Source organism: Pseudoalteromonas sp. P1-13-1a, from assembly GCF_001401875.1.
GTDB lineage: Bacteria > Pseudomonadota > Gammaproteobacteria > Enterobacterales > Alteromonadaceae > Pseudoalteromonas.
In genome coordinates, this window is sequence record NZ_LKDV01000011.1 from 17,476 (window position 1) to 43,403 (window position 25,928).

Below are 25,928 nucleotides of genomic sequence, written 5' to 3' on the forward strand. Positions count from 1 at the left end.
AACTTTAAATACTTTTGTACATTACAGTCTGCGCATAAGCGTTGTTAGGCTAGTTGTGTGCATATTTAGGTTGCTTGATTGCGCTTGTTATTAAAGCAAGCACTGTGATTAAGCCAACTCTGTTTGTTAAAAACGGACCTGCTATATGAATAAAAAAACACTAATGCTGGTGGCGCTACTGTGCGCACTACCAGTTCATAACGTTTTGGCAAAAAAAGCGCCTCAAAACGTATTAACGCTACAACAAGCGCTTAAAAATACCGAGCAGCAAAATGCCCTGCTTAAACGTTACCCGTACCATCAAAAAATATTAACAGCGCTTAAAAACCAAGCTGCGCTTTCGCCAAACCCTGAGCTGAGTTTTGAAGCTGAAAATTTTTTAGGAACTCACAGCTTTAATGCCTTTTCGGGGGCGCAGTACACACTGGCTTTAAGCCAATTAATAGAGCTGGGCGACAAACGCCAAAACCGTATTAATTACGCTACTGCAAATATTAAAGCGCAAACAATTGAGTATAAAAACACTCGGTTAGCACTTTTAGCCACCACCGCTGAGCGTTATTACCAAGTACTAAAATTTCAGGCGTTAATTACGTTAAACAGTGAGCGTAAACACACTGTTGAGCAGGCGCTTAACGCAATTGAAAAGCGTGCTAAAGCAGGTGCTGCCTCAAGTGCTGATGTAACTCGTATGCGCTATGCATTAAGCCAAGTAGATCTAAATATGCTCATGTTAAAAAGTGAATTTGAGCGTGCCCGTTTAGCGCTTAATGAGCTTTGGCAAAAACAGGTATATAGCGATTATTATGCAGGTGATTTAAGTTTCATTGCCCCTCTTAAAAGCGAGCAAGCACTGCTTGATGCGGTTAATAGTGCCCCTGAGTTTGCATTGTTACAACAACAATATGTGCAACAAACTGCCAACTTGGCACTGCAAAAATCTACGGGTCAAAGTGATTTAACGCTAGGCGGCGGTGTGCGTTATAACCAGCAAGCTGACGCCAGCTCGTTTGTGTTTTCGTTTTCAATACCGCTGCAATTAAGCAATTCTAATAGCGGTAATATTGAGGCGGCGCAGCATCAACTTACCTTACTTAATGAGCAACAAGGGCAATTGCGTATACAGTTGCGCCAACAAATACGCACGCTGTATGCGTACTACCAAGGTAAAACTGAGCAGGCACAACTTTTAGCGCAGCACGTTATTCCTCAAGCGCAAAAGCTTATAGAACAAAGCTTAAAGAGCTATCAACAAGGGCAAATATCGGTATTGCAATTGCTAGACGCGCAGCAAGCTTTATTTGATTCTAAACGCGCTCTTATCAACACCCATAGCGAACTATATCAAGTACTACTTACTCTTGAGCGCTTAACTGGCCAATCTTTAATTGAGACTCATCAATCATGAACAAAACACTTATCGCATTATTAGTTACGCAATTTTTTGCATTCCCATTATTAAGTAGCACGGCTATGGCGTCGGCTAATCATCACGCAGAAGGTCATGAAGAAGGCCATGAAGATGAACACCAAGTAAAAGGCCCTCATGGCGGGTTTTTACTCACCAATAACGCGCTTGATTTAGAGCTTAAATTAACTCAGTTTGCTGGTAATACCGAGCTACGAGTATACGGGTATGATAACGAAGATGCTGTGGATATAAATCAGTTGGACGTAACCATAAACGTACAGCGTTTAAGTGAAAAACCACAGCTTATTCGCTTTAAAGCCGAAGATGACTATTTGGTCAGTACCGTAAGCGTGAATGAGCCGCACTCGTTTAAGCTTGATGTAATGGCAAGTTATAAAGGGCAAAAAATTAACTACCACTATGAGCAAGAAGAGGGGCGTACAACCCTAAGCGAGGCAGCAATTGAACGTGCTGGTATTAAAACCGAGATTGCAAAAGCGGGTAGCGTTGAACTAACCGATACTTTATTTGGTGTTATAGCACCCACTGCGCAAGGCAGCGTTGAAGTAATGGCGCCTTACATAGGTTTAGTTAACGATATATTTGTAAGCATTGGTCAACACGTTAAAAAAGGCGATAAACTCGCAAGCATTACCAACCGTGAAACACTGCAAAATTACATCATAAAAAGCCCAATGACAGGCGTTGTTACCGAGCAATATTTAAAGCGTGGTGAGCTTGCTAGTAGCGCGTTAATGCAAATAGTCAATCTTGAAACGGTATGGGTTGAGCTGTCGGCGTTTCCTGAAAATATTGAAAAACTTGCCATAGGACAAAGCGCCAAAGTATACGACCTACATCATCATTTACACGCACAAGGTGAGGTGTTTTTTATCGCGCCTATGATGACGGGCGGACATATTGCACGTGCGCGTATTGCGCTTAAAAATCCTGACGGCCATTGGCGCCCAGGCATGCACGTAAATAGCGACGTTAGTATCGCAAATGTAAATGCTGCAGTGCGAGTAAAGGCTACTGCTGTGCAAGAGTTTAACGGTAAACCGAGTGTGTTTATTAAAAGCGGCAATGTGTTTGAAGTACGCCCTGTAAAACTTGGTGCTAAAAACAGCGAGTGGGTAGAGGTACTTGAGGGGCTGTCGTCAAACAGTGAGTATGTAACGCAAAACAGTTATGTAATTAAAGCTGATATATTAAAAAGCGGCGCAAGCCATTCACATTAGGAGGCAGCATGATTAACTGGATAGTTTCGTTTGCGGTTAAACGCCGCATGATGGTGCTTGCGCTCACGCTTTTATTTGCAGGCTTTGGCGTATATAACACCCAAAATTTAGCGGTGGATGCCGTACCTGATATAACTAATGTGCAAGTGCAAATTAACACTAAAGCACCCGGGTTTACCCCGCTTGAAGCAGAGCAGCGTATAACCTATTTAATTGAAACCGCAATGGCAGGTATACCCAAGCTTGATTACACCCGCTCGATTTCGCGTTATGGGCTTTCGCAAGTAACTGTTATTTTTAACGAAGGTACCGATATTTACTGGGCGCGCCAGCAAATATCAGAGCGCATTCAAAGTATTCGCTCAGACTTGCCTGCCAATATTGAGCCAAACTTAGGGCCAATTGCGAGCGGCCTTGGGGAAATTTTTACTTATTCTGTGCATGCAAATAAAGGTGCGCTCAAAGACGATGGCACGCCATTTAACGCAGAAGATTTACGTACTTTGCAAGATTGGGTTATTCGCCCGCAGCTTTTAAAAGTAAAAGGTGTTACCGAAATAAACAGCCAAGGCGGCTTTGAACGCCAATACCAAGTAGCGCCAATACCTGAAAAGCTACTGGCTTATAAGCTTACGCTTAGCGATGTAATTACAGCACTTAAATTAAATAATAGTAACCAAGGCGCAGGGTTTATTGAGCGTTTTGATGGGCAATACTTAGTACGCTCGCCAGGACAGTTAAAAACCATTGATGACATAGCCAACACCGTGGTTGCAAAGCGTGATGATGCGCCTGTACGCATAAAGGATGTTGCTAGCGTCCGTTTAGGCAAAGAGCTTAGAACAGGGGCTGCCACTTATAATGGCCAAGAAACTGTACTTGGCACCGCTATGATGCTTATTGGCGAAAACAGTCGTGTAGTGGCAAAAGCCATGGCCAATAAACTCAAAGATGTACAATTTAGCTTACCAGCAGGTGTAGTGGTTGAGCCTGTATATGACCGTACAAGCCTTGTAGATAAAACCATCGAAACCGTAAAAACCAATTTGTTTGAAGGCGCAGTGTTAGTCATTGTTATTTTACTGCTATTACTGGGTAACGTAACCGGTGCGCTTATTACGGCAATGGTTATTCCGCTTAGTATGTTATTTGCCATTACCGGTATGGTTGGCAATCGCGTGTCGGGTAATTTAATGAGTTTAGGCGCAATCGACTTTGGTTTAATTGTTGATGGTGCTGTAATTGTGGTTGAAAACTGTTTAAGGCAACTTGGCCTTGCGCAGCACAAACATGGCAGGCTACTTACATTAAATGAGCGTTTAAGTGTGGTAACCGCCGCCACTAAAGAAGTGTTCAGTCCAGCAGTATTTGGCATTTTAATTATTATGCTGGTGTATTTACCGCTATTTGCATTAAGTGGTGTTGAGGGCAAAATGTTTCAGCCAATGGCGTTTACAGTGGTTGCAGCATTAGTTGGCGCACTTATTTTTGCAGTAACCTTTGTACCTGCCGCTATTGCGGTATTTGTACGCGGTAAAGTGAGTGAGAGCGAAAATACGGTTATGCGCGGTATTAAAAAAGGCTATAAACCGTTACTTGGCTTATCGCTTAAGTTACCGTGGGTAATGCTAAGCATTGCTGCTGTGCTTGTAATTACACTTGGCTTTAAAGTGAAAAATATGGGTGCTGAATTTTTACCACAGCTTGATGAGGGCGATATTGCTATGCATGCACTGCGCATTACCGGCACCGGCATTGAGCAATCGGTAAAAATGCAAAAAGAGTTAGGGCAAGCCATTTTAGACATACCTGAAGTTGAAAAGGTATTTTCAAAAATTGGTACGCCCGATGTCGCAAACGATCCTATGCCACCTAACGTTGCCGATACATTCTTAATGTTAAAGCCACGCGAACAATGGCCTAATCCTGCTTTACCTAAAGAAGAACTGGTTAAGCAAATTCGCCATTTAGTAAATGAAGTGCCTGGTAATAACTATGAGTTTACGCAACCAATAGAAATGCGCTTTAACGAGCTAATAGCAGGCGTGCGGGCCGATGTAGCAGTACGTATTTATGGTGATGACTTATCAACATTAAAACAGTACGGGGAAAAAGCTACAACGCTTGTGCGAAGCATTACGGGTGCAACTGATGTACGCCTTGAGCAAATGGAAGGCTTGCCTACGCTTTCGGTTACGCCGCTTCGCGACCATATGGCGCTGTTAGGCTTAACCGTAACCCATATACAGCAAAGTGTAAGTGCTGCAGTAGGCGGTGTACAAACTGGGCTTATTTACGAAGGTGATAAACGTTTTTCGTTATTAGTGCGTTTAGATGAGCGTTGGTCTAGCGATGTAACACAGCTGGCTCGTTTGCCTGTGGCTGTGCCAAAAAGTGCTAATCCCGACCTTGCGTTTGTTCCGCTTGGCGAAGTAGCAACAATTAGTATTGATAAAGGGCCTAATCAAGTAAATCGTGAAAGCGGTAAGCGTAACGTTGTAGTCACTGCAAACGTAGAAGGGCGTGATTTAGCAAGCTTTGTAAGCGATGCACAAACAGCTTTAAATTCAGAACTTAATTTACCAAGTGGTTATTGGATTGAATATGGCGGCACGTTTGAGCAGTTAGAATCGGCAAGTAAGCGTTTATCGCTAGTGGTGCCGGTTACTCTATTGCTTATATTTGGCTTGCTTTATAGCGCGTTTAATTCACTGCGTGATTCGTTAATAATATTTAGCGGCGTACCACTTGCTCTGACAGGTGGCGTGCTTGCGTTATTGTTACGCGACATGCCGCTGTCAATATCGGCAGGCGTTGGCTTTATTGCGCTAAGCGGTGTAGCAGTATTAAATGGTGTGGTTATGCTGTCGTTTATTAAACAGTTAAGAGCCGACGGCCTTAGTTTAATAGATGCGATACAAACAGGTGCACTTTCGCGCCTGCGCCCAGTACTTATGACCGCTTTAGTGGCAAGTTTAGGGTTTATTCCTATGGCGCTAAATACTGGCACTGGCGCTGAGCTACAAAGGCCATTGGCAACGGTAGTGGTGGGCGGTATTATTTCATCAACTTTACTTACGCTATTAATATTGCCTGCACTTTATAAGTTAGTGCATGCAAAGTTTACTAGGCATCAAGCTGTTTAGTTCATAACGTAAAAAGCAGCTGAAACTTCAGCTGCTTTTTTGTTGTTAAGTAAACCATGCAGGTTAATTATATTGAAAAAGATTATCCCAGCGCTTATCCAAAACGGTTTTTGCTTGCTCTAAACTGATTGCGTTATACACCTCATTACTGCACGTGACTAAATGCATACGCTCCAATTTTGCAAGTGCATCGCTAATTTCAAAGTCGAGTTCGCATTTATACTTTGTTTTAAACCACGCCTCTATTTGCTCATCAAGCATTTGTGCGCTTAGGCCATTTGTAGATTTAAGTAAAAACGTATAAGCAAGCAGGGCTTCTTTTATGTCTTCTTCTTCAGCGGCGTCTATAAGGGTATGAAAAACACCGGCGTTATTATCGAGGTTTTTAAAGTAAAGGTTATCGCTAAGCGCTTTCATAAATTTAATTTTACGATTTTTAAATTTACTCCACTCTTTAAAAATAAAGCTGCCAAATACCCCCATACCAATAGCAAAGGTAATAAAGTGCTGCTGGGTCATTTCTACGGCCTCATTTCTAAAACCACCCCAATAAGCAATCAACGCAAATAACAATAAAATGGATGCGCCTAGCTTAGTAATTAAAACCACGGCACCGCCAATTAAAGCCGATGAGCCAATAATCACTTTATCAATAGGGCGCATACGTACTTCGCTATTAGGGAATAGCATTTCAAGGTCGGCTTTTGGTACATTTTGAAACAGCTTTACTATGGTCGAACTTGGTTCAAACCCTAAAGGTATTTTATTATTAGCTTCAAAGTGGGCTTTATCTTTAAAACGAATGAACACCGCCACGCGGTCGTAATTAGTAAAATGCAGCTTTTTTTTACGAAGGCCCCAAAAGCTGGTTATGGTTTCAGTGAGTTGCGACTCGCCACGGCGATAAAAAACCACTTCTTCAAAGTCGTCAAACTCTACCTCAAGGCGCACTTTAAATAGTGACTCTTCGTTTAATGCATCTTGTAAATCTTGATTAGTGATCACTTCAAAGTTAGCGGCGTTTAAAACCTTTGCAAAATCTTTTGCAAAATCACGTTGGCACTGCGCTTTTTGAACATGTGAAACCGGCGCTAAAGATCGCGTGTCACTATTAGGATCAAAAGGGGCGTAGTTATTTTTAAGCGACTCAAGTGTTGCGTGATAATCGTAATGGATAAGGCTTGCTAATAAATCACAAAATTGTTTAAACGATGTTTGCTCTGAGCCGTTGGCCAACTCATCACTACACATATCAACAATATCTTGTTTTCGAAAGGGAATAAAACGTGCATTTTGCATAAGTTTTTACTGCTTTGGTAGGTATTTAACTGCATTGCCACATAATAAAATATCCTTATAAATATTGCTAATTTGTTAACGGCTAAGTGGCTATTAAATCATTAACTGTTTTCAGCGTGTATTAACATAAATATGTAAGAATTAACTCATTGAGCAACGGCTTATCATCACAAGCAAAAAAGGATTTACATGGCTATTCAAAAAAAGCTAAAAGAAAAAACACGACACTTTATTGACTCAAAGCACATGCTTACAGGCATTACGGTGGCGTCGTTTTTAGAGTCCACGATAGTGCCTATCCCGCTTGAGGCTGTGCTTGTTCCGCTTATGCAAGCGCGTCGTGAGAAGCTGTGGTTAATCGCCCTTATGGCGACATTAGGCTGTATTATTGGTGCTTTATTTGGTTATGCACTGGGTTATTATTTATTTGACGCGATAGGTGACTGGGTTATTGAAATGTTTTCGAGCCAAGAGCAGTTTGAAAATGTGAAGCAGCAAATGCAAAATCAAGGGTTTTGGTTTGTAATGACGTTGGGAATTGTGCCTATTCCGTTTCAAATTGCGATGCTCGCTGCAGGCGCTACAAAGTACTCTATAGCTTTGTTTTTATTAGCTTCTGGTATTGCTCGTTCAATTCGCTATTTTGGATTAGCAATAGTGGTGTATTACGCAGGTAATAAAGCTGAGCAAATAATCAGTAAACATAAAACTAAAGCGATGGTTGCTATTACTATTTTAGTATTGGCATTGTGGGGTATAAGCACCCTAATATAGCTTTTAAACTCTAAAGTTAACTACACTACGCCATAACTGCAGCTTGATACCAAAGCTGCAGTTCTATAGTTGAGCTGTGTATTTTTTTGCATTGCTTAGCTTTAGTCTCAGGTCATTTTTATGCTAAAGGACCAAAGCAACAAATACTTTAAGGTACACTTTCATAACGGTTTTTTCTTATATGCTATAGTTTGTTAATAACGTACCAAATAACTACAGCATATGATTGAAACTGTAAAACTTACTGTTAGATTGTCAAACTTTTATAAAATGAGTTGGGTAAATAAGGCGGTAAGTATAGCATTATTGCTTTATATCATTACCTTCTCGCTTTATGCTTTAAATACTTTCCCCCCTTTAAACGTGCAAAACAATGTGTATGGTTTTACTACCGATTTTTGCAATCTCATCGTGCTCGTATTTTTATTTTGGATAGTGCAATGCTCTGAGCTTTCAAAACAAGCGTACGTGTTTTCTACTTTAGGTTTATTGCTATGGAGTATGGGTACAACGGCTGATGTAATAGATGAATTAGTTGTGCAGCCTTATTGGATGAGTGTTTATTTTGAAGACTTATGCAGAACCATGGGAATGCTTTTTACCGCCTATGGGTTATTTAAGACCATGCGTTTTGTACAAAGTATTCATAACCGTTTAGCGCACGAGTTGATAACGGACGATCTTACACAAGTACATAATAGACGCTATTTTTATCGGCATGTTAAAACCGCCCCTAGTACGCCTTACGTTATTTTAATTATCGATATTGATCATTTTAAGGCTATTAATGATGAGTTTGGTCATGATGAGGGTGACTTAGTGCTACAGCAGTTAGCTACTAAGTATAATAGTGCATTTGTTAATAATGCAGTATTTGCTCGTTTAGGCGGTGAGGAGTTTGGCGGCTATTTGCCTACCGGTAATATAAGCCAAGCGTCTGAATTTTGTGGGCAACTAATAGACATTGCACACAATATTAAAGTTAAACAGGTCAAACAGCTTACCGTAAGTATTGGTATGGCGCTGCAAAGCGCTAACGAGCCCCTCGACAAGGTAATGAAGCGGGCAGACATGGCTTTATACGTTGCTAAAAATAATGGCCGAGATCAATATAAAATAGCCCCTTAAGCTTTCTACGCAAATATCCTTATTATTTGCACATTTATTACACTTTTAAACGTTTTCGTAAAGAACTGTCAGCGAGGGTAATACTTTGTAAACTATGAAATTAAAATGCAGCAAAGACGTCATAATAGTGATTTTAATAATAAGGAAACTTTAATGACCAACTCTCTGTTGAAAGCTGCTTTACCTCTAAGTTTAATGTCTATTTTAGTTGGTTGTGGCGGCAGCGACGGCTCAAGTGATACAGGCTACGTACAATTATATAACGGCTCATATAACAGCCCATATACGCGTTTATTTGTAGATGAAACAGAGCGCTCGGGCACCGACTTTGCAGATGTAACCACGCGTCATAATTACAGCACCGGTACTTACGATTTAAGTTTTGAATACTTAGATGCAAACGATAGCTATATTACAATTAGCGAACAAGAAGTATCAATCAAAGGTGATAAAACCGAACTTATTGTTATGAGTGGAAACTTTGATGAGCCGACGTTCACAGAGCTAAGTGTACCCATTTCAAGCGATACAGATGAGTTTAACTTAGGTTTTTATAATATTACCAGCGAAGAGACCAGCTACGATGTTTACCTAGCAACCGATGATGGTGTATTTGAAAGTGCTGAGCTATTTACATCAACACAGTACTTAAGTGAGCTAGATTTACAAACCCTTGATGAGGGCTACTACACAATTTATATCACTGAGGCAGGTAGTACAGATGTAGTGTACGAGTCAGAGTCGGTTTATTTTTATGATGAAGAAAGCTACGTAGCCATGATCCGCCCAAGCTATGCAACAGAAGAAAACGGTATCACGCTTGATATTGTGACTGACAATAACTACGTTACAGCACTAAAACATCAATCAGCGCTTGGACAGCTGCGCTTTATAAATACCGTTGACGATTACTCGCCAGTTAGCTTTAGCACAACCCGTGGCACCACAGTTAACAATACAAATACAGTAGCAAGCGATACCTACACCGATTACGTTGAGCTTTCGCCGAATAGTTACAGCGTTGCAATGTATGATCAGGAAGGCACCAAGCTTGCCGATAACTTTTTAATGACCTTAGAGCGCGAGCAAAGTGCGGTAGGCGTTTTTTACAACGACATCGATAATGGTTTACGTATGATGAGCGTTGAGGAAAACCTAACACCGAGTAGCTACAGCCATACAATTTCGGTTATTAACCTAATTGAAAGCTACGCTGGGCAAACCGTAAGTGAAGTTGACGTGTACTTTACCTTAAATGGCGAAACCGTTGATGATGCCACCAATGTAATTGATGGCTTAGATAGATACGACCAAGAAGAAATTGACGTAGATGATGAAGCTTACACTGTGTATGCCGTATATGAAGATAACGGCCAACAAATAGTGTTAATTCAACAAAGTGATATAGATTTTACCGAAGAAGGTAACTACATCTTAATTTTAGAGCACGATGAGACAACAAGCTCTGGCTTTAAAATGAGTGTAACGCGCACAATTACAGACAGTGTAGACTAAGTAACATGTAACACGTTCTAGAAAGTAAAAGCCCTAAGCATTATTGTTTAGGGCTTTTTTTGAACAAAAACTTACGTAAACTTAAAGAGTTTTAGGTACACTCATTACAAAATAAATAAAAAGAGCGTGCCATGGATGAGTTTTTAGGAATAGTAGGTTTATTTGCATTTGCAATAATGGCCGGTGCAGTTTGCGGTATTATAGCAATTGCACAACTAAGTAACTTAAAGCAAGAAATTGCTCAATTAAAAGCAAAAGTACTCAGTTTAGAACTAGCTAATAACAAGCTAAGCCACAATGAAGGCGAAGATAAAAGCGTCGATTACTCCACAGCCCCAGCAAATAGCAATGAGCCGACTTTTAATCAAGTTAGTCCTAATCAACCTAAGCAGTCAAATCAGCCTCGTGAGCAGGTAAAAACACCAGCTACATCAATAAAGCCTCCCGCTAATGTTTCTAAACGTAAACATAAGCTAGGTGGTAAAAATCACACTCCCTCATTTTTTACTTCTCTTTTTGAAAAATTGCGTAGCGGCTTTGAACAAAACTGGATGACCTGGATAGGCGCAATTGCACTGGCGTTAGGCGGTATATTTTTAGCAAAGTACAGTTTAGAAGCTGGGTTGCTCTCTCCTACGATGCGTTTAACCTTGGGCGGTCTATTTGGTGGTGGCTTAATTGCAGCCGCGGCTTATATGCATTACAAAAATAGTGTATTCGAAGGGTTTAATAACTATATACCTGCAGCACTTGCCACTGGAGGATTTATTACGTGCTTTGCACTGACCTTATTAGCGTATAGTAGCTATAGTCTCATCAGCCCCTTATCAGCCTTTGTTGTACTAGGGGTTATTGCCATAAGTGCGAGCGCTATGGCAATAATGCTTGGCCCGGTATTAGCCGTACTAGGCATTATTGGTGCTTATTGTGTCCCTGTACTGGTCAATACTGGCAGCAATAATTTATTTGCGCTGTATATGTATATTGGTTTTATTAGCTTATCAGCGGCGTTGGTGGCACATAAAGTACAGCGAGCATGGTTGTGGTATCTGCTGTGGGCGGGGCATTTAGGCTGGTATATTGTTGGCTTTACCATAGCTAACAGCAGTACCATTTGGCTTATGGGCACGTATGGGCTATTAAGTGTTATTGGTTTAATTGCCGTACCGCGCTTAGGGTTAAAGCTAGCGGTGGTTGAAACGCGCCCGCATAGTTTAAAACGCCTGATCAACGCACTCCCTAGTCACCCTTTAATGCTTGCCTGTATTGTCCCTTTGCTAATAGCTATGCTTTTTGATAGTGATAACTACCTTCAATGGCAAATAATAAATGCATTGGGCATATTAATCTTATTGTTTTTAGTAATTAAAAATAGCCGCTGGGATTTATGGCTGGGGGCAGCGTTAATTATTGCTGCACTAATACTACTAAGCACGCCGTCATATTATATTGATTTTTCAGACTCTTTATTTATTTTTAAACACCCATATGGGAGCGCTTTATTTTTAGGTTTAGCACTGAGCGCATATGGACTTTATTTTGGTATAAAGTGGGCGCCTAAACGTTTGGCTTTTCATATTACTGCCTCGTTTAGCGTATTTATAATGATTGCCACCTTATACGCTATCATCCCAAACCATGCCTTGGCCGCAGCCTATCCGTTGTGGGCAGTGATACTACTTATAAGTAGCGCCATTTTAATTAAGTGCGCAATGAGTGGCGTAACGCTTTTTCAGCGCTTTTCATATTGGGTGGGAGCAAATGCCAACATCACGCTTGCTATCACTATGTTATTAAATGACAGCGGGTTAACCATTGCATTGGCGATTCAGGTTTTACTTATTAGCGTGTTAATAAACCGCTATCGCGTGCCTATGCCACATTGGCCAATTAAAGCGCTGGTGGCTGCATTATTACTTCGCCTTACACTGTCACCGTGGACCCCAAGTTACGAGGCGCTTAGTGTATTGGGTATGCACTGGAGTTTAGTCGTTTATCCTTTGTGCGTAGTGTTATTTTACGTGGCAGCCAAATGCTTTAGCGCATCCCAGTTAAAAGTTTGGCTAGAAGGCGCAGCGCTGCATTGCTTAGCGTTATTTATTACCACCGAAACCAGCTATCAACTGGTGGGGCATTACCCGCAGTTTGGCTCTTTAAGCTTTTACGAACAAGCTTTACTCACCTGTAATTGGCTTGCACTGGGTTGTGTATATTTACACCGTGCTCGTATTGCTGGTAGCTTAGCTAAATTATACCAAGTGGCAGGTATGGCATTAGCTGGCGCTGCGGGTATTACGGCACTGAGCACCTTACTAAACGCCAACCCATTTTTAAGCTCTATTTATATTGGCGAATATTTTGTATTTAATTGGCTATTTTTGCTTTGGTTAGTGCCCGCGGGTCTCGTGCTTTGGCTTTATACGTTAATTAAGCCGCTGTATACAAAAGCTGCGCCATTTATACTCACAGTAGCGGGTGTATTGAGTGTGTTAGCAATTAATGGCTTTATACGCCAATACTGGCAAGGCCCTTATATTTACATATCAACAGGAGCAAGCAACGCAGAACTTTATAGCTACTCGGTTATTTGGCTCGTATTAGGGGCTATTACTGTGGTGCTAGGGCATTTAAAAAATCAGCTATTAATCCAAAAAATAGGTTTAGGAGTATTAGCTGCCGTTATTTTAAAAGTGTTCTTGGTGGATATGGCTAATTTAACGGGGCTTTTAAAAGCGCTGTCGTTTATTGGCTTGGGTTTATCACTAGTGGGGCTAAGCTGGTTGTTTCAAAAGCTTAGAAGCCGCGTAAAACAAGCATAATTGTAGCTATAAGCTATAAACAAAAGCCCAGCAATTTGTTGGGCTTTTGTTTTACACTTTTGAGCTCAGCCTAAGTACTGTGATTAAGCAGTGCTTTTAGCTTACCTGGCTTAATAGGCTTACTTAAATAATGAATATTAGCGGCTTTCGTTTCTTGTTTAAGTTCCGTATCGCGTACGGCTGTTATAAGTATGGCCGGCACTTCGCTTTGCCATATACCTCGCAGTGTTTTTATAAGCGAAATACCATCGTACTCATTACCTAATTGATAATCCATTAAAATTACATCGGGCGCTGCGTGTTGTTTAGCATGCGATAGTACGTTATCAACATCATCAAACAAGGTGTAATTGGCTTGCCACTTTTTAAGTAAACTGGCCATTGCAGCTAGGTTTTCGGGGTCATCGTCAACGGCCATAATATTAATTGCAGCGCGGTTCTCTACCAAGCTGTTGGCCTTAACTTTTTGTTGTACAAACTGCGTATCACCGTAAGGTACTTCAATACTAAAGCGGCTGCCTTTACCAGGCTCAGAGTGCACATCTAGCTCTAAGCTCAGTAAATCGGCCATACGTTTTACAACGCCTAGCCCTAAACCTACGCCTTTGTTATCACCTGCTTCTATACGGTAAAAGTCGTTAAATATTTTAGCTTGTTCTACTTCGCTAATGCCAGGGCCCGTGTCCCATACTTCTATACGTAAATTATGTTTACGGTTTCTGCACGCTATTAAAACTCGCCCTGTTTCGGTGTATTTAACCGCATTAGACACCAAATTTTGTATAATTCGGCGCAAGTAGGTAATGTCGCTATGCACAATTTGTGCATTTGAACGCACCGTAAGCTTTAAGCCTTTATCGCTTGATAAAATAGCGTACTCGCTTTGCAGTGGCATAAGTATATCGTTTATACAAAAGTGGCGTGGGGTAGGGGTCATTGCGCCTTGCTCTAATTTAGCTATTTCTAGTAAAGCCGACATTAAATGCACGGTCGAGTCTAAACTGTGGCCAAGCTTATTAAAACTATTTTGATTAGTGGTATCAAGTTGTGTTTCATCAATGGCTGCAAGGTACAAACGCGCCGCGTTAAGGGGCTGTAAAATATCATGGCTTGCTAATGCTAAAAATCGCGTTTTACTATCGTTAGCCTGCTCTGCTTCGCGCTTAGCTAAAGTAAGTGCTTGCTCTGTTTTTACTCGGCTATCTATTTGGGCTTGTAAGTCTTTATTGATGGTTTGTACTTCTTGAGTTCGCGCTTCAATGCGGTTTTCAAGATCCATATTAATTTCTTCAAGCGCATTTTGCGTACTTATATGGTTTGTAATATCAGAAAAGCTTGTTACAAAACCGCCATCGGGTAGGGGGTTACCTATCATTTCGTACACTTGGCCGTTACGGCGGTGGCGAATAAAGTGATGCGAGCTGCCATTTTTTAAATGCTGAACGCGTTTTTCTACTTGGCGCTCTATTTCGCCAGGGCCACATTCACCGCGTACTGCGTTGTATCTAATTATATCTTCAATGGGTTGCCCCACTTCTAAAAAGCCATCTGGGTAGCAAAACATTTGGCTGTAGCGTTTATTCCATGCCACCAGTTTTAAGTCTTTATCTACCACCGAAATACCATGGCTTAAATTTTCGAGCGAGGTATACAACAGGTTTTGGTTAAACTGCAGTGCTTGTGTGGTTTCGTCAAAAAAGTTAACCACCTCTTCAAAGGCCATACGCTTACCCGATGAAACCGTACGTATTAGCGCCTGCGCTGAAGATGCCCCTAACACCCCAGTTAACGCACGTTCGCAGTAGGCTATAAATTCGGGTTCGGGGTGGGCATTATTGTCACTTAGCTGGTGCGAAAGTGAAAAGTGCGCCAGTACTTGTTGGCTGCGTTGAATACCTAAAAAGGTTTGCAGCAGTATTTTAAAGTCGTAAACCGTGGCTTTAACATTTTTGTTTAAACGGCGCGATAAAATAGCCTGATCTTTAGGGTTAACAAACGCAGCTGCTTGAATTTTGTCTATCAAGCGCTCCTCTGCCCCTAACGAAAAGCTAATATAACAACCAATGTTAGCAAATAAGGCAATGAGGGTGCCGCGTGTAATAAGTGTTTGCTGAAGCTCGCTATTAAGGGCACTGCCGGCGTCTAAAATTGGTATCATCAAAAACAGTACCCAACAAATAAACCCTGCAAGCAAACCCGCATATACACCATAAGCATGCCCTTTACGCCAATAAAGACCGCCTACAATAGCTGGGAGCAGCTGCGTTACTAACGAAAACGCCACCAGCCCCATACTTGCAAGCGCGCTGCCGTGGCCAAACCATTGCTGATAAAAATAAGCCAATATTAAAATGCCGGCTATGGTAAAGCGCCTGACTAATAAAATTTGCGATTTATAACTGCTGGTAATTAAGTTGCGCTTAAATTTACGGCGTAGCATAAGCGGCAGCACTACATCGTTAGAGATCATGGTGCTAAGGGTAAGTGTAGCTACGACTATCATAGCGGTGGCTGCGCTTAGCCCGCCAATAAACACAAAGGTGCTTAAAAAAGCTTGGTCGTGAATAAGTGGAAGCGCTAATACAAAGCTGTCGGGTGAAAAGCTACTACCAATGCTGGGGTGAATTGCGGCAGTAGCAATAGGAATTATCATTGCGGCGGTGAGTAATAAATACAGCGGAAAAGCCCAGCGAGCGGTAAATAAATGGCGTTTGTCTTGGTTATCTACCACGGTGACATGAAATTGCCGTGGTAAACATATTATGGCCGCGGCAGCCATAAGTGACTGGCCAATAAAGTTAAAACTAAAAAAGTTAAAGTCGCCCCAATGATGCCACATCGACTCTGTGACTTTATCGCCCGTAAGGCTAGGTAAATTAAATAAGGTGTACAGAGCTAATCCAGCAACAGCAACAAGCGCGATGAGTTTGATCATGGACTCAAAGGCAACTGCTAGCATAAGCCCAGAGCGGTATTCGGTAACATCTACCTTACGGGTACCAAAAAATATTGCAAACAGCGCCATAATTAACGTGGCGGTGAGAGTAAGCATTTCGCCAGAGATTTGATTGCTGTTTTGCAAAAGCAAAAAGCTGGTACTGAGTGCTTTTAACTGCAGTGCAATATAGGGAATGGTAGCAAGTAGAGCAATAACAGTGACCAGTATTGCACTGGTTTGGCGCTTACCGTAACGCGCAGAAATAAAGTCGGCAATAGTGGTAATGTTTTGTTTTTTGCTTACTAATACCAGTTTGCGTAAAAAACCTTGGCCAAAAACGAACAACAATGAGGGCCCCAGTAAAATAGGCAAATAGCTCCAACTGCTGGTGGCAGCTGTACCAACCGACCCATAGTACGTCCACGAGGTACAATAAATCCCTAACGATAACGAATACACAAAAGGATGATGGCTAATCCGTTTAGCCAGTGGTGTTGTTTTATCGCCCCAATTAGCAAGCCAAAACAGCACGCCAATATAGCCCAGTGCTACAAAAATTAGTACAGCAGTCATGTTGTTATTAAACCTTATTATTTATACCCATACACAATACCAGAGATAACTTTAAGTGTGCGTGCACAATTTTATTCAAAATTTCAATGCTGATTTTATCTAATTGATTTTAAATGGCTATTTATAGTTTTGTTGATTTATTAGACTAATGTCGCATTTTTACAAAAATGCACTTAAGTTTTGTGATTAACATCCTTTTTTTAAATTAAGTTATTGAAAAATAGTTATTATTTGGTTTTTAAATACAGTTTGACCTGCAGTTTACGTAAACGTTAATAAGCTGTTACGACTATGGTCTCACTTCACTCTTTACGCCGCGTTGCTAAATTAATAACCGACTATAAAAAAACCACTCATTGCAATTATGCAATGCTTAAAGGGGAAAATAAAAATGGCTTTTAAAGATGAAGAACAGGCAAAAGCTTATTGGGCAGAAAACATTTCACTACTGTTTAAGTTACTAGCAGTGTGGTTTGTGGTCTCATTTGGCTTTGGCATATTACTGGTAGATGTACTCAATGAAGTACGTTTTTTTGGGTTTAAACTTGGCTTCTGGTTTTCACAACAGGGCGCTATTTACACCTTTGTAGCTTTGATTTTTGTTTACGTTTTCAAAATGAACACGTTAGATAAAAAATACGGCGTAGACGAATAGGAGCTAGGTAATGGATGTTCAAACACTCACATTTATAATTGTTGGTTTAAGTTTTGCGCTTTATATCGGCATTGCAATTTGGGCGCGTGCAGGCTCTACAAATGAGTTTTACGTGGCAGGGGGCGGCGTACCTCCGCTGGCTAATGGTATGGCAACCGCAGCCGATTGGATGAGCGCAGCGTCGTTTATTTCAATGGCGGGTATTATTTCGTTTGCAGGTTACGATGGCGGTGTTTACTTAATGGGGTGGACTGGCGGCTATGTATTACTCGCTATGTGTTTAGCGCCTTACTTACGTAAATTTGGCAAATTCACTGTACCTGACTTTATAGGCGACCGTTACTACTCACAAACAGCACGTGTTGTTGCTATTTTGTGTGCGATCTTTATTTGTTTTACTTACATTGCTGGGCAAATGCGTGGTGTAGGCGTGGTATTTTCGCGCTTTTTAGAAGTAGAAATTGAAACTGGTGTTTATATTGGAATGGTGATTGTATTCTTTTATGCGGTACTTGGCGGCATGAAAGGCATTACCTACACGCAAGTGGCGCAGTACTGTGTGCTTGTATTTGCCTACCTTGTACCCGCTATCTTTATTTCAATGATGATGACAGGCCACATCTTCCCACAAACCGGTTTTGGTGCCACATTAAGTGATGGCTCAGGCATGTATGTACTTGATAAGCTAGACGGTTTAAGCGCAGAGCTGGGCTTTGCACAATACACCGAAGGCTCTAAAAGCATGATTGACGTATTCGCTATTACTGGTGCTTTAATGGTTGGTACTGCCGGTTTACCGCATGTAATTGTACGTTTTTTCACTGTACCTCGCGTTAAAGATACCCGTATTTCTGCAGCTTGGACACTGGTATTTATTGCCATTGTTTATACTACGGCACCTGCAGTTGCTTCGTTTGCACGCGTAAATATGATTGACACCATTAACGGTAAAGATGGTAGCGGTACAGAGTACGCTCAAGCGCCTGCGTGGATCAAAAACTGGGAACGCACAGGCTTAATTACCTTTAATGATAAAAACGGCGATGGAAAAATGTTTTACACCGCCGGTAAAGTAGAAGATCCGACTAGCGCAAACGAAGTAAAAGTAGACCGCGATATTATGGTACTGGCTAACCCTGAAATTGCTGATTTACCAGCATGGGTAATTGCACTCGTTGCGGCCGGTGGTATTGCTGCTGCGCTTTCAACCACAGCAGGTTTATTACTGGTTATTTCGACCTCGGTGTCGCACGACTTACTTAAGCGGACTTTTAAACCCAACATAAGTGATAAACAAGAGCTATTGGCTGCTCGACTAGCCGCGATGATTGCTATTGTAATATCAGCTTACTTTGGAATTAACCCGCCTGGGTTTGTGGCATCGGTAGTGGCATTTGCCTTTGGTTTAGCGGCAGCGAGTTTCTTCCCTGCAATTATTATGGGGATATTCTCTAAAACAATGAACAAAGAAGGCGCCATTGCCGGCATGATAACCGGTATAGGCTTTACCGCTGCGTATATTATCTTCTTTAAATTTGTAAGTCCTGAGCTCAATAGCCCAGAAAATTGGTTCTTAGGTATTTCACCCGAAGGAATCGGTTTAGTGGGGATGGTCATCAACTTTGTGGTTGCCGCAATAGTGCTTAAATTAACAAAATCGACTCCGCTTGAAATACAGCAAATGGTGGAGGGTATTCGTAATCCAAAAGGGTCAGGTGAAGCACACGCACATTAATGTGTTAAGCCTACTTAAAAATAAAGCACCAAAAGCCCGACTTTAGTCGGGCTTTTTATTTGTTTAAATAATGAGTACATTAGGTTTCGTGTATACTTTTTAATGAGTACAACAATGAGTGTAGAGCAGCAGGAAGTTGCCCAGTTTGTGTGTATGCAGGCGCCGTTTAGCATGCTGCACGACAGTGCGTGTGAGTATTTTGTAGGGCATATTGATAGTGTGTATTTAACCCGAGAAAACCAAGCGCAATGGCTGCAAACGCAAAGTCCAAAGCTATTTTTAATTCGCTCAGGCTTATATGACCTTGTTGATGCAAAAGGCGATGTAGTAAAACGTTTAGCCCAAGGTGATTATTTTGGTTACCCCTCTTTGTTAACAGGGGAAGTGATTCAAAACAGGTTGCAGGTACAAAAAGAAGGTATAGTGTATATGCTCTCCCAAGAGCACTTTGACTTTTTACGCCGCCAATATAAACCGTTTGAGCAATACTTTGTGCGAGCACACGCTAACCGTTTGCTTTCATCGCATTATAAAAGTAAAAACGATAGTTGGTCTGAGCGAAGAATATCTGAGCTAATGACCCGCACTGCAATTACCCTCGCGCCCGATGCAAGCATTAGGCAAACCGCTAAAAAAATGAAAAAGCACGGTGTATCGTCAATTATGATCACCGAACACGCAATATTAGTGGGTGTTGTTACCGACCGCGATTTACGCAACCGCGTACTGGCCGACGAAGTAGACCCGCAAGATGCAGTGAGCACAATAATGAGTGCTAAGCCTAAATTTATATTTGAAAACAATCGCGTGTTTTCTGCGTTGCATTTAATGCTTAAATATAATATTCATCATTTACCCGTGCTCGACGAAAATCATAAACCATTGGGCATGCTTACTAGTACCGATTTACTGCGCCAGCAAAAAAGTGACCCAGTGCAGCTTATTGGCCGCATTTATAAAGCGCATAGCATTGCGGACTTAAAACGTTATGCGGGCGAAATTCCTGAGTTACTGCGCAGCTTTTCATACAACATAGAAGACATATCGTTAATTGGTAAATTACTCAGCGGCTTAACCGATGCGTTAACCTCGCGCCTTATTCACTTATTTCAAGAAGAAAACGGTGCTGCCCCCACCAGTTTTTGTTTTATTTGCTTTGGCTCACAAGCAAGGGAGGAGCAAACCCTACACTCAGATCAAGACAACGGCTTACTACTGCCCGATGACTTAAGCGATGAGCATCAAGCTTACTTTAAACACATGGGGGAGTTTGTTTGTGAACAGCTCGTAGAGTGCGGAATTAGACGTTGCCCAGGTAATATAATGGCCAGCAGTGATGAGTGCAGAATGAGTGTAAGCCAGTGGTGTGAGCGCTTTTTTAAATGGATAAAAAGCCCAACCCCAAGTGCCATGCTTAACTGTAAAATATTTTTTGATTTGCGCTTTATTGAAGGCTCAAACGCTTTGTATAGTGGTTTTTGCGAGCAGCTAAATAGAATATCGCGCGATGAGTTATTTTATGCTGCTATGGCAACCGATATAAGAGCCAGCTCAGTGCCTATAGGTTTATTTAATAAGCTTAAAACGCAAAAAAGCGACAACAACCATAAGTACATAGATTTAAAAAAACGTGGCGTGGTTATTATTAACGACATAGTGCGTTTATATGCGTTAAAAGCCGGTATAAAACGGGCTAACACACAAGAGCGCCTAGATGCTCTACTTAAACATAAACTATTAAATAAAGACGACATATATAACTTAAAAGATTGCTGGCGATTTTTAACTCAGCTACGCTTTAGCACGCAAATAAACGAAGAGGGTTTACCAAGTAACTGCATAAACCCTGATAAACTTACCTCACTTGAACGCCACCAATTAAAAGAAGCCTTTTACTTAGTAAAACAAGCCCAGCAAGCCGCCGCATTTAAATTTGCCCGTGGCAGTTTGTAACAGGAGGTAAGCGCTGTGGTAAAAAAATGGCTCAGTAAGTATATAAAAAGGCGAAATTTATTAAGTCAAAACGCGTTAACGCAACGCTATTTAGTGATTGATTTAGAGCTTACTGGGCTTGATGTAAACCAGCATGAAATTGTATCGGTGGCTTGGGTTAAAATAGACAACCAATGTATAAAAATGAGCGAGTCGCAGCATTTAATAAACAAGGATGTAAAAAGCCTAGATCAAAGCCCTATTTTTCACGGCATTATTGACGACACTGTGGCTAAAGGGCAAAACTTAGAAAGTATATTAATGCAGTTAAGCCGTCATTTTAGTGACCATATTTTGGTGTTTCATAACGCGATACTCGATTGGGGCTTTTTAAAAGCAGCCCTTAAAAACGCTAATATAAGTGCACAACCAAAGCTAATACTCGACACCCTACACATAGAAAAAAAACGCCTTATTTGTCAAGGAGCAGAAATAAAACAAGATGATTTAACCCTAAGTGCGTGTCGCACACGTTATGAGTTACCACGCTATCATTGTCATAACGCACAGACAGATGCACAAGCCACCGCCGAATTATTGCTAGCGCAATGCCACCAAATAAACCTCGGTAAAGAGCTAAAAATTGGTGAGCTAACGTAGGTTGGACAGATGACAGCGAAACCCAACGATTAATGCCTTATTATATAGCACGGCGCTTTATGACCGAGTATTTACTTTTATCATCTGTATGATATAGGTACATTGTGCAATTTATAGTAATCATTATTTAACTAATTACTTTAAGGAACGACGTGAAACTCATCATCACTATTTTTCTACTCTTTTTACCACTCATCACTTTTGCTAATTCAAGCTTACCAGGCAATCGCCACATAGCAGTACAGGGCACTGCTGAGATATTGGCTGTGCCTGATATGGCTCAAATATCTTGTGAAGTTATAAGCTTTAAAGACAAATCACTTGATGCTAAACGTGATGTTGATAACCGAGTGAATTTGTTACTTAAAGGTTTAAGCAAGTATGGTGTTAAGGAAACTGATGTTTCCGCTTCAAGCCTGTTAACTCATAATGATGACGATATGTTTAATATTGAGAGTGGTGCAGCAATTGATACAGGATATGTAGCAACAAGAACACTTAAAGTAACATTAAGAAATATTGAAAAAGTAAATGACTTTATCGATTTTGCACTAAGTGTAAAAATTAATGAAGTGACGAATATTGAGCTTATGTCTTCAAAAGCTGCGCAGTTAGAAGCTGAAGCAACACAAGGCGCAATAGAAAACGCTATAGTTAAAGCAAGCGAGCTTGCTAAAGCGTTTGGGGCAAAACTTGGAAAAATTTACAGTATTAATTCAAATTCTAACCGTTCAAGTTATGGTTATGGCACAGATAGTTTTGAGCGAATAGTTGTGACTGGCTCTAAAGTTACTAGGAATCCATTTGAGCAAGGTAGATACCTGCAAGAAGCTATTACATTTAAATCATCTATAAACGTGGTGTTTGATTTAGAAGTAGATGATTAAGCAAATATTTTTATTCCAAATACACTTTCGTACTGTAAGCTAGCTTTACGTTTTTGATAAATTTGAAGGTAGCCATACTATGAGCGATGAAAGCAACACACTAAAAGCACAAACAGAGGCTAAAGTAGCAGCAGGGCGAAAGGGTAATCCTGACTTTATGAAAGGCGTTGATGAAACCATTGCGCAGGCAAAAGCGTTTCAAGAGGGGGCAAATGCACTTAATTTAGACCAAAAAGCCCCACGCTTTGAACTGCCTAACCAACACGGTGAGCAAGTTTTATTAGATGAGCTACTTGCAAAAGGGCCTGTGGTTATCACTTTTTATCGTGGTAGTTGGTGCCCTTATTGTAATTTACAGCTAAAGGCGCTTCAATCACGCTTACCTGAAATTCACGCATTAGGTGCACAGCTGGTGGCTATTAGCCCACAAGCGCCTGATGGAGCAATGAGCGAAAACGACATACGTAATATGGATTTTGTTGTGCTGAGTGACCAAAATGCGGATGTTGCAGCAAGCTATGGCGTAGCGTGGCAAGTTCCTGAATTTTTACTTGAGCATATGCGTGTAGACCGCGGTCTTGATTTGGAGTCGCTTAATAACGGCAATGGCAGCATTTTACCGATCCCTGCCACGTTTGTTTTAAATAGCGAAGGTAAAGTGACGTGGCGCTATGTCGATGTTGATTACCGCACACGCTCAGAGCCAGAAGATATAATTAATGCGTTAAAAGCACTGTAGTAAGCAATAAAGTAAGCTTGCTTTATACCCAAAAGTAGCCAAGTTAATTAGCTACTTTTGGGTTAATTTAAAGTTTCTAATCGCTCCCTCTTATAAAAATGTTCAAGGTCGATTACAATACAGCCATCTAAAAGGCATTGATGCCTTTGTCTGCACGTAAAGAGAGTGGATTTTATATTTCATGGCAATCAAACTTGCAATAAATGGTTTTGGTCGTATTGGTCGAAATATTGTCCGCGCGTTGTACGAGTCAGGTTTGAGCGACGAGATAAAAATTGTTGCGATTAACGAACTTGCTGACCCTGAAGCTATTGCTCATTTATTAAAATACGACACATCCCACGGTCGTTTTTCTTTTCCTGTAAAACTTGGTGAAGACACCATTAGCGTTGCAGGCGATACCATTGCACTATTTTGTGAAGAAAACCCAGTAGAATTACCTTGGCAAACCCTAGATGTAGATGTTGTGCTGGAATGTACCGGTGTTTATCACTCGCGCGAGCATGCACAATTACACATTACTGCGGGTGCTAAAAAGGTGTTATTTTCGCACCCAGCTGATAACGATGTAGATGCCACCATTGTGTATGGCATTAACGACGATGAGCTCAAGCGCGAGCACACTATTGTATCTAACGGCTCGTGTACTACAAACTGTGTGGTGCCTGTTATTAAAGTGCTAGATGATGCGTTTGGCATTGAGTCGGGTGCTATTACCACTATTCACGCGTCGATGAACGATCAGCAAGTGATTGATGCGTACCATCATGATTTACGCCGTACCCGCGCTGCAAGTCAGTCTATTATTCCGGTAGATACAAAGCTTGCACGCGGAATAGACCGCATTTTACCCAAATTTGAAGGGCGCTTTGAAGCCATTGCGGTTCGCGTGCCGACAATTAACGTAACGGCAATGGATTTAAGTGTTACAGTAAATGCCGATGTAGATTTAAACGCGGTAAATACGGCTCTTAAAGCCCAAGCAAAAGACCGCTTAGAAGGTATTTTAAGTTACACCGAAGAGCCTTTGGTATCGGTTGATTTTAATCACGACCCACATTCTTGTATTATTGATGGCACGCAGACACGTGTTAGTCACAAACGCCTGATAAAGTTACTTGTCTGGTGTGATAATGAATGGGGTTTTGCCAATCGCATGCTAGATACAGCACGTGCGATGATGGCTAAGTAAGCATTTTATAATAATTTAAAAATTTATTTTTCAGGTTCAAGTATCGTTAACTAAGGAGATGTTATGTCGGTCATAAAAATGGCAGATTTAGATTTAAACGGCAAGCGCGTATTAATTCGTGAAGATTTAAATGTACCAGTTAAAGCAGGTAAAGTGACCTCAGATGCGCGTATTCGTGCTGCACTGCCTACTATTAAGCTAGCCCTAGAAAAAGGCGCTAAAGTAATGGTTATGTCGCACCTTGGCCGTCCAACAGAAGGCGAGTACGATGACGAATTTTCACTTGCCCCTGTAGCCGATTACTTAAACGATGCACTTGAGCAAAATGTACGCCTTGAAAAAGACTACCTAAACGGTGTTGAAGTTGCCGATAACGAAGTGGTTGTATTTGAAAACGTACGATTTAATAAAGGCGAGAAGAAAAACGACGAAGCCTTATCTAAACAACTTGCTTCACTGTGTGATGTGTATGTGATGGATGCATTTGGTACCGCTCACCGTGCGCAGGCCTCTACGCATGGCGTTGGCTTATTTGCCGATGTAGCCTGTGCTGGTCCGTTGTTATCAGCAGAACTTGAAGCACTAGGCAAAGCACTAGATAATCCAGCTCGCCCATTAGTTGCTATTGTTGGTGGCTCTAAAGTATCAACTAAATTAACCGTTTTAGAATCGCTTTCTACAATTGTTGATCAGCTTGTAACTGGTGGCGGCATTGCTAATACCTTTATTGCAGCTGCGGGTCACCCGGTTGGTAAATCACTTTATGAAGCTGATTTAATGGATGAAGCAAACCGCTTGTGTGCAGCAGCTAAAGCAAACGATGGCGAAATTCCGGTACCGACTGATGTTGTAGTAGGTAATGAATTTTCAGACTCTGCAGTTGCTACGCTTAAAGATGTAAGCGAAGTAACCAGCGAAGACATGATTTTTGATATTGGCCCAGACACAGCTAACCAGCTAGCTAAAATTATAGCAAACGCCGGCACTGTAGTTTGGAATGGCCCAGTTGGCGTATTTGAGTTTGATCAGTTTGGTAATGGCACACGTGCTATTGCACAAGCCATTGCTAATTCTAATGCGTTTTCAATTGCAGGCGGTGGTGACACTTTAGCGGCAATTGATAAATACGGCATTGCCGATAAAGTATCTTACATTTCTACCGGTGGTGGTGCGTTCTTAGAGTTTTTAGAAGGCAAAAAACTTCCAGCAGTAGAAATGCTAGAGTCGCGCGCTAAATAAATAATTAATTATTTAGCCGCAGTAGGTGAGGGGAAACCCTCACCA

The 25,928-nt window shown here is 41.3% G+C and carries 17 protein-coding genes; 15 read left to right on the forward strand and 2 right to left on the reverse strand.

Annotated elements, in window-relative coordinates:
- Positions 1 to 145 precede the first annotated feature (145 nt).
- The 3 genes from AN391_RS08900 to AN391_RS08910 are packed head-to-tail and all read left to right on the forward strand — an operon-like array spanning position 146 to position 5,798.
- Entirely contained in the window at positions 146 to 1,408 is a 1,263-nt protein-coding gene (locus AN391_RS08900) for a TolC family protein (RefSeq protein ID WP_055015086.1), read from the forward strand.
- Positions 1,405 to 2,652 (forward strand): efflux RND transporter periplasmic adaptor subunit, encoded by a 1,248-nt coding sequence (locus AN391_RS08905; protein ID WP_055015087.1) that lies wholly within the window; start codon positions 1,405 to 1,407, stop codon positions 2,650 to 2,652. The genes AN391_RS08900 and AN391_RS08905 overlap by 4 nt, the downstream gene beginning before the upstream one ends.
- A gap of 8 nt (positions 2,653 to 2,660) precedes the next feature.
- Positions 2,661 to 5,798, forward strand: coding sequence for an efflux RND transporter permease subunit (locus AN391_RS08910; RefSeq protein ID WP_055015088.1), 3,138 nt, complete (start codon positions 2,661 to 2,663; stop codon positions 5,796 to 5,798).
- 63 nt (positions 5,799 to 5,861) lie between these two features.
- Here AN391_RS08910 and AN391_RS08915 read toward each other — a convergent pair whose 3' ends face one another.
- Positions 5,862 to 7,097 carry a TMEM143 family protein gene (locus tag AN391_RS08915; protein ID WP_055015089.1) on the reverse strand — a complete coding sequence of 412 codons (1,236 nt, stop codon included), beginning with the start codon at positions 7,095 to 7,097 and terminating at the stop codon, positions 5,862 to 5,864.
- A 189-nt stretch (positions 7,098 to 7,286) separates the two neighbouring features.
- On the opposite strand from AN391_RS08915, the gene AN391_RS08920 reads away from it, so the two are divergent.
- The 4 genes from AN391_RS08920 (at position 7,287) to AN391_RS08935 (ending at position 13,333) form a co-directional block, all read left to right on the forward strand.
- A complete protein-coding gene (locus AN391_RS08920; protein WP_055015090.1) occupies positions 7,287 to 7,871 on the forward strand; it encodes a YqaA family protein in 585 nt (194 codons plus the stop codon).
- A gap of 270 nt (positions 7,872 to 8,141) precedes the next feature.
- Entirely contained in the window at positions 8,142 to 8,999 is an 858-nt protein-coding gene (locus tag AN391_RS08925; RefSeq protein WP_055015157.1) for a GGDEF domain-containing protein, read from the forward strand.
- A 153-nt stretch (positions 9,000 to 9,152) separates the two neighbouring features.
- Entirely contained in the window at positions 9,153 to 10,514 is a 1,362-nt protein-coding gene (locus AN391_RS08930; RefSeq protein WP_055015091.1) for a hypothetical protein, read from the forward strand.
- A gap of 131 nt (positions 10,515 to 10,645) precedes the next feature.
- Positions 10,646 to 13,333, forward strand: a complete 2,688-nt coding sequence (locus tag AN391_RS08935) for a DUF2339 domain-containing protein (protein WP_055015092.1) — start codon at positions 10,646 to 10,648, stop codon at positions 13,331 to 13,333.
- Between the two features lie 70 nt (positions 13,334 to 13,403).
- On the opposite strand, the gene AN391_RS08940 is transcribed toward AN391_RS08935, so the two are convergent.
- Positions 13,404 to 16,844 (reverse strand): PAS-domain containing protein, encoded by a 3,441-nt coding sequence (locus AN391_RS08940; protein ID WP_055015093.1) that lies wholly within the window; start codon positions 16,842 to 16,844, stop codon positions 13,404 to 13,406.
- A gap of 391 nt (positions 16,845 to 17,235) precedes the next feature.
- Here AN391_RS08940 and AN391_RS08945 point away from each other — a divergent pair, with 391 nt between their 5' ends.
- The 8 genes from AN391_RS08945 to AN391_RS08980 all read left to right on the forward strand — a co-directional run bounded on the left by AN391_RS08945 (position 17,236) and on the right by AN391_RS08980 (position 25,883).
- Positions 17,236 to 17,499, forward strand: a complete 264-nt coding sequence (locus AN391_RS08945) for a DUF4212 domain-containing protein (protein ID WP_004586074.1) — start codon at positions 17,236 to 17,238, stop codon at positions 17,497 to 17,499.
- A 10-nt stretch (positions 17,500 to 17,509) separates the two neighbouring features.
- Positions 17,510 to 19,234: a sodium:solute symporter family protein gene (locus AN391_RS08950; RefSeq protein ID WP_055015094.1), complete on the forward strand. Its 1,725-nt coding sequence runs from the start codon at positions 17,510 to 17,512 to the stop codon at positions 19,232 to 19,234.
- 114 nt (positions 19,235 to 19,348) lie between these two features.
- Positions 19,349 to 21,187 (forward strand): DUF294 nucleotidyltransferase-like domain-containing protein, encoded by a 1,839-nt coding sequence (locus AN391_RS08955; protein WP_055015095.1) that lies wholly within the window; start codon positions 19,349 to 19,351, stop codon positions 21,185 to 21,187.
- Between the two features lie 15 nt (positions 21,188 to 21,202).
- Positions 21,203 to 21,826, forward strand: a complete 624-nt coding sequence (locus AN391_RS08960) for a 3'-5' exonuclease (protein WP_055015096.1) — start codon at positions 21,203 to 21,205, stop codon at positions 21,824 to 21,826.
- Positions 21,827 to 21,978: 152 nt separating this feature from the next.
- Complete coding sequence (locus tag AN391_RS08965; protein WP_055015097.1) at positions 21,979 to 22,713, forward strand: SIMPL domain-containing protein; 735 nt, start codon at positions 21,979 to 21,981, stop codon at positions 22,711 to 22,713.
- A gap of 79 nt (positions 22,714 to 22,792) precedes the next feature.
- The gene (locus AN391_RS08970) at positions 22,793 to 23,452 is read left to right on the forward strand and encodes a peroxiredoxin-like family protein (RefSeq protein ID WP_055015098.1); all 660 of its coding nucleotides are present in this window, start codon (positions 22,793 to 22,795) and stop codon (positions 23,450 to 23,452) included.
- A 181-nt stretch (positions 23,453 to 23,633) separates the two neighbouring features.
- Entirely contained in the window at positions 23,634 to 24,644 is a 1,011-nt protein-coding gene (gene epd, locus AN391_RS08975; protein ID WP_055015099.1) for an erythrose-4-phosphate dehydrogenase, read from the forward strand.
- 63 nt (positions 24,645 to 24,707) lie between these two features.
- A complete protein-coding gene (locus AN391_RS08980) occupies positions 24,708 to 25,883 on the forward strand; it encodes a phosphoglycerate kinase (RefSeq protein WP_055015100.1) in 1,176 nt (391 codons plus the stop codon).
- The last annotated feature ends 45 nt before the right edge of the window (positions 25,884 to 25,928 follow it).

Bases quoted from the DNA above. Each gene is read 5' to 3' on its own strand.
- AN391_RS08900 (WP_055015086.1), top strand. From the start codon at position 146: ATGAATAAAAAAACACTAATGCTGGTGGCGCTACTGTGCGCACTACCA.
- AN391_RS08905 (WP_055015087.1), top strand. From the start codon at position 1,405: ATGAACAAAACACTTATCGCATTATTAGTTACGCAATTTTTTGCATTC.
- AN391_RS08910 (WP_055015088.1), top strand. From the start codon at position 2,661: ATGATTAACTGGATAGTTTCGTTTGCGGTTAAACGCCGCATGATGGTG.
- AN391_RS08915 (WP_055015089.1), bottom strand. From the start codon at position 7,097: ATGCAAAATGCACGTTTTATTCCCTTTCGAAAACAAGATATTGTTGAT.
- AN391_RS08920 (WP_055015090.1), top strand. From the start codon at position 7,287: ATGGCTATTCAAAAAAAGCTAAAAGAAAAAACACGACACTTTATTGAC.
- AN391_RS08925 (WP_055015157.1), top strand. From the start codon at position 8,142: ATGAGTTGGGTAAATAAGGCGGTAAGTATAGCATTATTGCTTTATATC.
- AN391_RS08930 (WP_055015091.1), top strand. From the start codon at position 9,153: ATGACCAACTCTCTGTTGAAAGCTGCTTTACCTCTAAGTTTAATGTCT.
- AN391_RS08935 (WP_055015092.1), top strand. From the start codon at position 10,646: ATGGATGAGTTTTTAGGAATAGTAGGTTTATTTGCATTTGCAATAATG.
- AN391_RS08940 (WP_055015093.1), bottom strand. From the start codon at position 16,844: ATGACTGCTGTACTAATTTTTGTAGCACTGGGCTATATTGGCGTGCTG.
- AN391_RS08945 (WP_004586074.1), top strand. From the start codon at position 17,236: ATGGCTTTTAAAGATGAAGAACAGGCAAAAGCTTATTGGGCAGAAAAC.
- AN391_RS08950 (WP_055015094.1), top strand. From the start codon at position 17,510: ATGGATGTTCAAACACTCACATTTATAATTGTTGGTTTAAGTTTTGCG.
- AN391_RS08955 (WP_055015095.1), top strand. From the start codon at position 19,349: ATGAGTGTAGAGCAGCAGGAAGTTGCCCAGTTTGTGTGTATGCAGGCG.
- AN391_RS08970 (WP_055015098.1), top strand. From the start codon at position 22,793: ATGAGCGATGAAAGCAACACACTAAAAGCACAAACAGAGGCTAAAGTA.
- epd (WP_055015099.1), top strand. From the start codon at position 23,634: ATGGCAATCAAACTTGCAATAAATGGTTTTGGTCGTATTGGTCGAAAT.
- AN391_RS08980 (WP_055015100.1), top strand. From the start codon at position 24,708: ATGTCGGTCATAAAAATGGCAGATTTAGATTTAAACGGCAAGCGCGTA.